Source organism: Achromobacter sp. RT286_PF (assembly GCF_059760425.1).
Window position 1 is genome coordinate 1 of the sequence record NZ_JCBAMR010000071.1, and the last position, 9,979, is coordinate 9,979.

General features: G+C 64.7%; 6 protein-coding genes. 4 read left to right on the forward strand and 2 right to left on the reverse strand.

The window, feature by feature from the left end; all coding sequences use genetic code 11:
- Nucleotides 1-200: 200 nt before the first annotated feature.
- Both AC6LJY_RS27610 and pcaF read left to right on the forward strand, forming a co-directional pair.
- Complete coding sequence (locus AC6LJY_RS27610) at nucleotides 201-1,628, forward strand: chloride channel protein (protein WP_046804700.1); 1,428 nt, start codon at nucleotides 201-203, stop codon at nucleotides 1,626-1,628.
- Between the two features lie 147 nt (nucleotides 1,629-1,775).
- The gene (pcaF, locus tag AC6LJY_RS27615) at nucleotides 1,776-2,981 is read left to right on the forward strand and encodes a 3-oxoadipyl-CoA thiolase (RefSeq protein WP_046804699.1); all 1,206 of its coding nucleotides are present in this window, start codon (nucleotides 1,776-1,778) and stop codon (nucleotides 2,979-2,981) included.
- A 134-nt stretch (nucleotides 2,982-3,115) separates the two neighbouring features.
- Here pcaF and AC6LJY_RS27620 read toward each other — a convergent pair whose 3' ends face one another.
- Nucleotides 3,116-3,517 (reverse strand): DUF192 domain-containing protein, encoded by a 402-nt coding sequence (locus AC6LJY_RS27620; protein WP_498137212.1) that lies wholly within the window; start codon nucleotides 3,515-3,517, stop codon nucleotides 3,116-3,118.
- 203 nt (nucleotides 3,518-3,720) lie between these two features.
- Nucleotides 3,721-3,966, reverse strand: a complete 246-nt coding sequence (locus tag AC6LJY_RS27625; protein WP_006220277.1) for a cold-shock protein — start codon at nucleotides 3,964-3,966, stop codon at nucleotides 3,721-3,723.
- Between the two features lie 227 nt (nucleotides 3,967-4,193).
- Between AC6LJY_RS27625 and clpS the strand changes: the two genes are divergently transcribed.
- Together clpS and AC6LJY_RS27635 are read left to right on the forward strand one after the other, a co-directional pair.
- Nucleotides 4,194-4,508 carry an ATP-dependent Clp protease adapter ClpS gene (gene clpS / locus AC6LJY_RS27630; protein ID WP_006220276.1) on the forward strand — a complete coding sequence of 105 codons (315 nt, stop codon included), beginning with the start codon at nucleotides 4,194-4,196 and terminating at the stop codon, nucleotides 4,506-4,508.
- Nucleotides 4,509-4,659: 151 nt separating this feature from the next.
- Nucleotides 4,660-9,888 (forward strand): alpha-2-macroglobulin family protein, encoded by a 5,229-nt coding sequence (locus tag AC6LJY_RS27635; protein WP_413815395.1) that lies wholly within the window; start codon nucleotides 4,660-4,662, stop codon nucleotides 9,886-9,888.
- Nucleotides 9,889-9,979: the final 91 nt, after the last annotated feature.

Below are 9,979 nucleotides of genomic sequence, written 5' to 3' on the forward strand. Positions count from 1 at the left end.
GTTCTAAGCAGCCGCCGGGCGCTGCCGCGCGGGATTGCGCGGTAGCGCCCGGGCGGTAAGTCTGTGGACGGCCGAATCGTGGCCGGCGAAGTTGTGGCCGGCGAGGTTGTGGTCGGCGAAGTTGCGGGCTGCGAAGTTGTGGGCTGCGAGTCAGGTGGGAATGTTAAGGTTAGCGACTTTCCGCCGCATGCCAGCAGCCCATGAGCCTGACTGAACCTTTCCGCCGGACCTCCGCCGCCACCCGCCGCCTGATGCGGCGCAAAGTGCGTCAGATCAACCGCCTGTCGCGCAAGAGCCTGCAAATGGCACTGCTGTTGGGCGGGGCCGGCCTGGTCGCGCTGATGTCGCTCGGTTTTGCGTATCTGGCCGACAAGGCGTTGGACTGGAACCGCGAATGGGTGGGCCACAACGGCTGGCTTGCCTTGCTGGTGCTGCCGTTCAGCCTGGCCGGCTTGCGCTGGCTGACGCTGCGCTTTGCGCCCAACGCGGCCGGTAGCGGCATTCCCCAAGTCATCGGCGCGCTGTCATTGCCGCCGGGGGCCAGCCAGACCAGCCTGGTGTCGCTGGCGCAAACCCTCTGGAAAATTCCCCTGGCGTTCTTCGGCATGCTGGCCGGCGCGTCGATCGGCCGCGAAGGCCCGTCGGTGCAGGTGGGCGCCGCGCTCATGCTGGCATGGGGGGATTTCTGGAAGCGTCGTGGCGTCAAGCTGCGGGGCTTTCACGCCAATGAACTGATCGCGGCCGGCGCGGCCGGCGGCCTTGCCGCCGCCTTCAACGCGCCGCTTGCCGGCGTGATCTTCGCCATTGAAGAGCTGGGCCGAGGCACGGTGCTGCGCTGGCAGCGCCTGGTGCTGATCGGCGTGCTGGCAGCGGGGTTTCTGGTGGTCGCGGTGCAGGGCAACAACCCTTATTTCGGCGTGTTCGGCGGTGCGCCGCTGGCCCATGGCATGGTGATGTGGATTGTCATCTGCGGCGCGATCAACGGCGCGTTGGGCGGTATTTTTGCGCGGCTGCTGGGCAAGGGCGCGGCAGGCGCGGCGCCCGCGGCCTGGCGCGCCTGGATCCGCGCGCATCCCATCTGGACGGCTTTCATCATGGGTCTGGTGCTGGCCGTGATTGGCCTGTGCACGGCCGGCAGCGTGTACGGCACGGGCTATGGGGTGGCGGCCGATCTGCTGTCGGGCAACGACACCGCGCCGGTCGGCTTCGGGCTGGCCAAGCTGGCCGCTACCGTCGCGTCGTATTGGGCGGGCATTCCGGGCGGGATCTTCACCCCCGCACTGACCACGGGCGCCGGCATCGGCCAACACATCTGGGAACTGGCGGGCGAGGGCGTGGACCAGCGTGTGCTGGTGCTGGTGTCGATGGCCGCCTTTCTGGCCGCCGCCACGCAGGCGCCGTTGACGGCCAGCGTGGTGGTCATGGAAATGACGGGCAGCCAGCCGATGTTGTTCTGGTTGCTGGTGGGGTCGCTACTGGCCTCGGGCGTGTCGCGGCAGTTCTGCCCGCAGCCGTTCTATCACCTGGCTGCGGGGCGCTTTCGGCGGCAAGCCATCGTCGAGGCGGGTCGCGCCGCGCAGTCCGGGGCGGGCGCCGCAACGGCGCCTTCCAAGCCCGCGTCGCCCTGAAAGCCTGCGGCCGGCTTGGCGATCAGGGTGAACACCTACCGGACACTGTCCATGAGACGGACACCCCAGGTGTGCACCAACTTGGCGCTAAATGCGGTGCGCTAAGATCGTCCGATCCCGAATTTTTCACTTCACTCCGAGCTTCCCATGACCGTGAATGCCTTTATTTGTGATGCGATCCGCACCCCCTTCGGCCGCTACGGCGGTGCGCTGGCCAGCGTGCGTCCTGATGACCTCGCCGCCGTCGCCATCAAGGCGCTGGTAGCGCGCAACCCCGGCGTGCGCTGGGAAGAACTGGACGACGCCATCATGGGCTGCGCCAACCAGGCCGGTGAAGACAACCGCAACGTGGCCCGCATGGCTACGCTGCTGGCCGGCCTGCCCATCGAAGTCCCCGGCGCCACGGTCAACCGCCTGTGCGGTTCCGGCCTGGACGCCATTGGCACCGCCGCCCGCGCCATCCGCGCCGGCGAAGCCGGGCTGATGCTGGCCGGCGGCGTTGAAAGCATGAGCCGCGCGCCCTTCGTCATGGGCAAGGCCGACAGCGCGTTCTCGCGCAATGCCGCCATTTTCGACACCACCATCGGCTGGCGCTTCGTCAACAAGCTGATGAAGGCGCAATATGGCGTCGATTCGATGCCCGAAACGGCCGAAAACGTCGCTGACGACTTCAACATCAGCCGCGAAGACCAAGACCTGTTTGCGCTGGCCAGCCAGCAAAAGACGGCTCGCGCGCAGAAAGAAGGCGTGTTCGACGCCGAAATCGTGCCGGTTTCGATTGCGCAGAAAAAGGGCGATGCCATCATCGTCTCCAAGGACGAGCATCCGCGTGAAACCAGCCTGGAATCGTTGGCCAAGCTCAAGGGTGTGGTCCGCGAAGGCGGTACCGTCACGGCCGGCAACGCGTCGGGCGTGAACGACGGCGCCGCCGCGCTGCTGTTGGCTGACGAAAAGGCGGCCGCCCGCCACGGCTTGACCCCGCGCGCTCGCGTGGTCGGCATGGCTACCGCCGGCGTCGCGCCGCGCATCATGGGTATCGGCCCGGCCCCGGCCACCCTGAAGGTGTTGGCCCAGACCGGCCTGACGCTGGACCAGATGGACGTCATCGAGCTGAACGAAGCCTTTGCCGCGCAGGGCCTGGCCGTGCTGCGCCAACTGGGCATTGCCGACAACGACCCGCGCGTGAACCCCAACGGCGGCGCAATCGCCCTGGGTCACCCGCTGGGCGCATCCGGCGCCCGCCTGGCTACCACCGCGATCAACCAGCTGCACCGCACCGGCGGCCGCTATGCGCTGTGCACGATGTGCATCGGCGTGGGCCAGGGCATCGCGCTCATCATCGAACGCGTCTGAGCTTGCGGCTTCAAGCCTGCAACCTGAAGTGTTGTTTTTTCCGCCGCGCGGTTCGCGGCGGAATCAAAAAAGGGAGCCTCTCGGGGCTCCCTTTCTACATCCGACTGGCGCACTGGCGCCCCGGGGCGCCCGGCTCAGGGCAGACCGTCTATTTTCCGGCCCGCCTTGATGCCATGCTCGTCGAACCAACCTTGGGTCATTTCCAGGGCGTAGCGCACGGGCTTGCGGGCGCAATGCGGGTCTTCGGTCTGCGGCGCCATGTCGTCGATGTTGACGATCGTGCCGTCGTCGGCGATAAAGGCTATCGAGAGCGGCAAAAGCGTGTTGCGCATCCAGAAGCACTGCACGTCGGGCCGCTCGAAGACGAACAGCATGCCGTCGTTGCCTGGCAGCTCTTTGCGGAACATCAGGCCGGCCTGGCGCGTGGCGTCGGTGTTGGCAACTTCGGCGCGGATAATATGGATGCCGGCTGACAGTTGCGTGGTGGGCAAGGGCGGTTGCGGCCCGGTTTGCGCATGGGCGCCCGAGCCCAGCATCAATGCCGCGCTGGCCAGTGCCGCCGATACGGCTTTAAGGAATGCGGGTTTTATGAACGCCGTCTTGAACAACGTAGGAGTGGCAGGTAATAACTTCGCATTCTTCAGCATGACTGGCGCAGTAAAAAGAAAATAACAAGGCGGGGCCCGAAAGCCCCGCCTGGATAATGGTGCAACCTTACCGCTGCACTTTATAGGGTAGTTTAGGCGGCCGTGATATTAAGCGCCTGCTTGCCCTTAGGCCCCTGGATGATTTCGAAAGCCACTTTCTGGCCTTCCTTCAGGGTTTTAAAACCATTCATCTGTATGGACGAGAAGTGGGCGAACAGATCTTCACCGCCGTCGTCGGGCGTAATGAAGCCAAACCCCTTTGCATCGTTGAACCATTTGACGGTACCCGTCGATTTGGGATTGTCCCCTTGGACGGCGGTTGCGGTCGTATCAGACATGCGGACTGCCTCATTGAATCGTATGTTGACAGAAGGGCATCGCGGTCTAGACCTCTGTCCCCCCCTCCGGCTTCCTGGCAGATTTTCGATGAGTTGAAAACCCCAGAATGCGGTGATAATGCGCCGCTTTTCTTTGTGTCGTCAAGTATGGAAACTACGTATTTCAGCGTGTAATTTTAAGTAAGTTGCACGTTAGGCGTCCCCAGTTTAAATAGAATAGCCGCCCTATGAGTTCTACCTTGGATACCCAGCATGATTTGGCCGTCGAGAAGGCACCGGCACGCGCCGCGCCGCCTCCGATGTATCAGGTTCTGCTGTTGAACGATGACTACACGCCGATGGAATTCGTCGTGAAAGTCCTGCAAAAATTCTTCAATAAAAATCATGAAGAGGCCACGCGGATCATGTTGCAAGTGCATCACGAAGGGCGCGGAGTTTGCGGGGTGTACCCCCGTGACCTCGCCGCCACCCGCATCGCCCAGGTAGGACAGTATGCGCGGGCGCGCCAGCACCCGCTGCAATGTGTGATGGAACCCGTTTAATACCAAGTATGAAGACGCCGCCCTCGAAGGCGGCGTTCTGCTGTGCGCCAATGGCACGGCAATGTCCGCGTTTGGGGAAGCGCGCGGATCCGGATGGTCGGCAGCTCCGCCGCTAAGGAGCGTTGTATTCGAGTAGGCGGAGGGGTTTGCCGTGAGTGGAAAGGTTAGTAAGACCTGGCTGGCGGTTGCCGGCGTTGTGGTGTTGGCCGGCGCCATAGGCGTGGGCTGGTGGATGGGCAAGGACAAGCAGGCTGCGGCTCCGGGTGCGGCCCCTGCGGTGTCCGCCCCGGCTCAAAGCCCCGCGGCGGCCCCGCCGGGCGAGGCAAAACCCACGCTGGGCGCCAGCGCCACGGTCGGCGCGCCCGATCCGTTCGCCGCACTGACCTGCCAACCACGCCAATATAACGACGCGCTGTCGTTGTCCGTCACGTTCACCCAGCCGGTGGATGCCAAGGGCAAGCTGGATGACTTCCTGCAGGTCACCGATCTGGGCGCCTCGTCGGGCAAAGCCGACCAGGACAGCGAAACGGCCTCCAACGCCGGCGACCAGCCCGCCTCGGTGAAGCCGGGCGACTCCGCCCCGCAAGGCAAGATCGTCAAAGGCAGCTGGATTGTGGGTGACAACCCGCGCATGGTGTATTTCCCGTATATCCAGCCGCAACGCAAGTACGCCATCACCGTGCGCTCCGGTTTGCCGGGCGTGGGTGACAAGGTCGTGCTGGCGCAATCGTCCAACTGCGAAGTGAACACGCAGGCGATGCCGCCGTCGTTCTATTTCGCCAGCCGTGGCGTGGTGCTGCCGGCCGGCCAGAACGGCGGTTTGCCCGTGGCTACCGTCAACGTGCCGGAAGTGGACGTGCAATTCCTGCGTGTCGCGCCCGACCGCGTGCCGGAACTGTTCGAAACGGTGCTGGGCATTGGCCGCAACACCGCGCAGGCGTCCGATGACGAAGAAGAGGGCGGCTACAACGAAGAAGACAGTTGGCGCTATTCCGACAACCGTGGCCTGAAGGGTTCGGTCAGCAACTGGGATCTGGACCGCCTGAATTCGCTGACCACCAGCGTCTATCAAGGCCGATTCATTACCGACGATAAACCCAACCGCCGCCACGTTACCTTCCTGCCCGTTGAAGGCGTGAAGGAACTGCAAGAGCCCGGCATCTATATCGCGGTCATGAGCCAGCCCGGCCGTTTCCGCTACGAATACCAGGTCACGTACTTCTACGTCAGCGATATCGGCCTGCACGCGCGCCGCTACAGCGACCGCGTGGAAGCCTATTCCGTGTCGCTGAAGTCCGGCCAGGCCATCTCCGGCGCGGTCTTTGAACTGGTCGACGGCGCCGGCAAGACGCTGGCCAAGGCCGCCGCCGATGGGCAAGGTCATGTGCGCTTTGATGGCAGCTTCACCAACGCGCGCGTCATCCGTGCATCGCGCGACAAGGAAATGACGGTATTGGCATTGGCCGAGCCGGCGCTGGATCTGTCGGAGTTCGATACGGGCGGCCATGTGTCGCGCCCGAATAACTTGTTCATTTACGCCGGCCGCAACCTGTATCGCCCTGGCGAAACGTTCAACGTGTCGGTGCTGCCGCGCGACCTGGACGGCCGCATGCTGACGCCCGCGCCGCTGACGGCCACCATCAAGCGTCCCGATGGCCGCGTGGTGCAGAACACGCTGTGGCAGCCCAAGAAGGATCTGGTCGGCTATGTCGAGCGCGCAATCGAATTGCCGCTGGATGCGCAGACCGGCTCGTGGCTGCTGGAGCTGCGTGTTGATCCGGCCTCGCGCGCGCCTGATGCGTCGTGGAAGTTCCAGGTCGAGGAATTCCTGCCTGAACGTATGAAGATGGCGCTGACCTCTGAGCAAGAGGTGCTGTCGCCGGACGAGGAACTGCTTGTCGATGTGCAGGGCGATTACCTTTACGGCGCACCCGCCGCCGGCAACCGCCTGCTGTCCACCTTCCAGGTCAAGCGCGACCGATTCGCGCAGGCCCAGAAATGGCCCGGCTTCATCTTCGGCGACGTCGCCGATGACACGCGCCGCACGTTTGGCGAACTGCCCGAAGAGGCGCTGGACGACAAGGGTGCTGCTCAGATCAGCGTCAACCCCAACGCGGCAGGCACGCATTCGCCCATGAAGGTGCGCGTGTCGGCCAGTCTGCTGGAATCGGGCGGCCGCCCGGTGGTGCGTTCCATCGAGCGCAGCGTCTGGCCCGCCGACAAACTGATCGCCGTGCGGCCCCAGTTCGATAGCGACGTGGCGCGCGAGAGCGCACCCGCCGGATTCGAAGTGATCCGCGTCAACGCCCAGGGCGAGATCCAGCCCCTGGCTCAGGCCCAGATGCGTTTGTTCCGCGAAGAGCGCCAATACTATTGGCGCTTTGACGACCAGCGCGGCTGGAACAGCGGCTACACCGAAACCGAAGAACTGATCGATTCGCGCGAAGTGGCGCTGAACGATCGCGCCCAGCTGACCGTGCCGGTCAAGTGGGGCCGTTACCGCCTTGAAATCGCCGACCCGGAAACGGGCGAGACGATGCGCTACCGCTTCTATGCCGGCTGGAACGCGCAGGACGCCGACGCGATGGGCAACCGCCCCGATCGCGTGCAGATGAAGCTGGAAGGCGTGCCGGCCAAGCCGGGCGACACCGTCAAGGTCACCTTGACGCCGCCGCACGACGGCCAGGCGCTGGTCACCGTCGAAGGCGACCGCATGTTGTGGTCCACCTGGGTGGCCGTGAAGGCAACGGGCACCGTGGTCGAGATCCCGGTCAGCAAGGACTGGAAGCGCCACGATCTGTACGTGGCCGCCGCCGTGTTCCGCCCGGGCAGTGAAGGCGACCGCGTGACGCCGGCCCGTGCGCTGGGCCTGGCATTCCTGCCGATTGCCAGCACCGATCGCAAGCTGGATGTAAAGCTGACGGCCGCGCCCAAGGCCGTGCCCGAAACCAAGACGACGGTACGCGTCAAGGTCGACGGCGCGCAGGGCAAGCAAGCCACGGTCACGCTGTCCGCCGTGGACGTGGGCATCTTGAACATCAACCAGTACGCCACGCCCGACCCGCTGGACTACTTCTTCGGCAAGCACCGCTACGCGCCCGAACTGTTGGACATGTACGGCAAGCTGATCGAAAAAATGGACGGCACCAAGGGCAAGCTGAAGTGGGGCGGTGACGCCGCCATGCGCGGCGACAGCAAGAGCCTGCCCAAGAAGGTCAAGCTGGTCGACCTGTTCTCGGGTCCGGTTACGCTGAACGCGCAAGGCGAAGCGGACATCCCGCTGGACCTGCCCGATTTCAACGGCACCTTGCGCCTGATGGCGGTGGCGTTCACGGCCGACAACTACGGCAGCACCGACACCGAAATGGTGGTGGCCGCGCCGATCGTCGCCGAATTGAACACGCCGCGCTTCATCACGCCGGGCGACCAGGCCGCCATTGCGCTGGACCTGACCAACCTGAGCGGCGCCGAGCAAAAGATCAGCATCAAACTGGAAGCGCTGGACCCGCTGGCCATTACGGACGGCGTGCGCACGGTGACGCTGAAGGACAAGCAGCGCACCACCTTGCGCTTTAACGCCACCACGACCGGTTCGTATGGCTTGGGCCTGATGCGCCTGACCATCGACGGGCAGGGCGGCGCCAAGCCGGTGCACATCGTGCGTGAATCGGTGTTGCAAGTGCAGCCGGCCTACGCAGGCGAACGCCAGGTGCGTCGCCTGCGCCTGAACCCGGGTGAAACCAACGTGGCGCAAGCCTCGTGGGTGTCGTCTTACTACCCGGATTCGGCGCTGGTCAGCCTGACCGTGTCGAATCGCCCGCCGTTCAACGTGAACAAGCTGGTTGAAGGTTTGCTGGCGTATCCGTATGGCTGCGCCGAACAGACCATCAGCCGCGCCTTGCCGTGGGTGTTGATCGATGACGCCGTTGCCAAGCAGTTCGGCCTGAAGCCGCACTCGCAGGTGGAACGCGCCGCGCAGGTGTCCGGCGCCATCGGCCGCCTGTCCGGCATGCGCAACGCGGTAGGTTCGTACAACCTCTGGAGCGGTTCCAGCTCGCGCGATGTGTGGCTGACGGCCTATGCCGTGGGCTTCCTGCAAGACGCGCGCGACCAGGGCTTTGAAGTGCCCGAAGCCACGCTGGACCGTTCGCGCCAATGGTTGCTGGAGCAAGTGCAGCAGACGTCGAACACCTTCGGCACGTGGTCGGTGAATCTGCGCCGCAACGTTGAAGCCGGCCGCATCGACGGCAGCGATGCCAACGTCCTGCGCGAAGACCACCGCCGTTTTGCCGGCTTGTCGACCGCCGTGCTGGCGTTGGCTCGCGACAAGAAGGCGCCGTTGTCGACGGTGCGCCAGCTGTTCGACAACTATCAAGAGCGCGCGCGTTCGCCGTTGCCCCTGATCCAGCTGGCAGCCGCGTTCAAGCTGATGGGCGACGAAGGGCGCATGAAGTCCGCGCTGGACGCCGCGATGACGCGCGAATACGGTTTCCCGCGTCGCAATTACAACGGCTACTACGACGAATGGCTGGGCGACTACGGCAGCAGCGTGCGCGATTACGCTTTGTCGTACGCGCTGGCCAACCAGTACGGCCTGAAGCACGAGCGCCTGGAAAATCTGCTGACGCAGCTGACTTCGCGCCTGGGCAACCGTTCGTACCTGTCCACGCAGGAACGCATGGCGCTGTTGATGGCGGCACGCGCCATCGGTGGCGACAAGGGCACGCCGTGGGAAGCCGCGCTGACCGTCAATGGCGTGCGCAAGCCGCTGGACGGCGGCAAGACCGACCAGACCGTCGGCCTGACCGCGGCCGATCTGGCCAACACGCAAATCCTTAACACGGGTGCGCAGTCCTTGTTCCTGGAATACGACATCCAGGGCAGCCCGACGGTTGCGCCCAAGCCGCGCAACGACGTGATCCAGCTCAAGCGTGGCTGGTATCGCCCGGACGGCAAGCCTTGGGATGGCGGCACGCTGCAAAGCGGCGACATGCTGGTGGTGTGGGTGCAGGCCAGCGCCAACCAGAACATTCCGGATGCGCTGATCGAGGACCGTGTGCCGGCGGGTTTTGAAGTCGAAAACCTGAACCTGTCGCAAAGCCCCGAGATGCAGGAATGGACTATTGGCGGGCGCCGCGTGGCCGAAGCCATGGCCGATTCCAACATCAAGCATCGTGAGTTCCGCGATGACCGTTACGTGGCCGCCGTGTCCCTGGGTCGTGGCAAGGTCGACGTGTTCTATCTGGTGCGCGTCGTGACGCCGGGCCGCTATGCGGTGCCCTCGACCGTGGCGGAAGATATGTATCGCCCGGAGATCCGCGGCGTGGGTGAGCAATGGAGCACGGTCGAAATCCGCGATCGCGGCGCCAAGCGTCCTTGACCGCCGCCGCCACCCCCACGGCGGCGGCCCTGCGCGCCCGCCGGGTGAGGCGGCCCGGCGCCTCCCCGGCCCGGGTGTTGTTTTCGCATGG